This window comes from Shinella sp. GW835-FHT14H05 (assembly GCF_058793575.1).
The window spans coordinates 1-973 of sequence record NZ_JBXAFY010000043.1 but is presented as its reverse complement, the minus strand read 5'-3'; the positions used below and the strand labels follow the sequence as shown (position 1 = coordinate 973).

Here is a 973-nt window from a genome sequence, read left to right as displayed (position 1 = left end):
CCCGAGATGATGATCTTGGCCGAGGTGAGTTCCGGACGATCCGACGAGGACAGCGCGTCCTTGACGTGGGTCGAGAGACCGGGGTTGGCTGCCGCGGAGACGCCCTCGATCGCTGCGCTGCCGCCTTCACCGGCTGCGGCGAAGGATGCCGTGCGCACCGTGATCACCTTCTTGGCGTCGGTGGACTGGACCGTCTGGATCGCATTGCCGGCATAGATCGGACGCTTGAACGTATCGGCGGAGACGACCTCGATGATCTCGGAAACCTGGGCGACATCAAGCAGCGCTGCAACACGCGGCAGAACGTTCTTGCCGACCGAGGTCGCGGCCGAGACGATCGCCTCATAGCTGCCGGCAAGCGACACGATGAGCGCTGCCAGCGGTTCTGCCAGGTTGTTGGCAAGCGTTTGATCCTCGGCGACGAGGACCTTCGAGACGCCCGAGAGCTTTGCCGCCTGCTCGGCCGCAGCCTTTGCACCAGCACCGGCGACGAGCACATGCACGTCGGAACCGATCTTCGATGCCGCCGTCAGCGCCTTTGCCGTCTGGTCGGAAAGGTGGGCATTGTCGTGATCTGCCAGAAGAAGAATGGCCATGATGATGTCCTTTGGAAAATGGTTCGGTCCCGAAAACCCGTCAGGCCCTGCCGAAAACGGTGGGGCGCGAGAACCGGCGCGCAGCGTACATCAGTACGTGAGCACCGGAAGCGCAGTGCCACGCCGTTTGCAGGCGGGCCTCACGGGTTTCCTTACAGCACGCTGGCTTCGTTTTTCAGCTTGTCGACCAGTTCGGCGACGCTCTTGACCTTGACGCCAGCCTTGCGGCCGGACGGTTCTTCGGTCTTCAGCACCTTGAGGCGCGGGCTCGTGTCGACGCCGAAGTCGGCGGGTGTCTTCTTGTCGAGCGGCTTCTTCTTCGCCTTCATGATGTTGGGCAGCGAGGCATAACGCGGCTCGTTGAGGCGCAGGTCCGT

At 63.1% G+C, this 973-nt stretch carries 2 pseudogenes; both read right to left on the bottom strand.

The annotated features are described in order from the left end of the window. Window positions 1-596 (bottom strand): annotated as a pseudogene (locus tag AC1Q6Z_RS35265) (electron transfer flavoprotein subunit alpha/FixB family protein); the annotation flags it as partial. A gap of 152 nt (window positions 597-748) precedes the next feature. Continuing rightward, window positions 749-973, bottom strand: a pseudogene (locus AC1Q6Z_RS35260) (electron transfer flavoprotein subunit beta/FixA family protein); the annotation flags it as partial.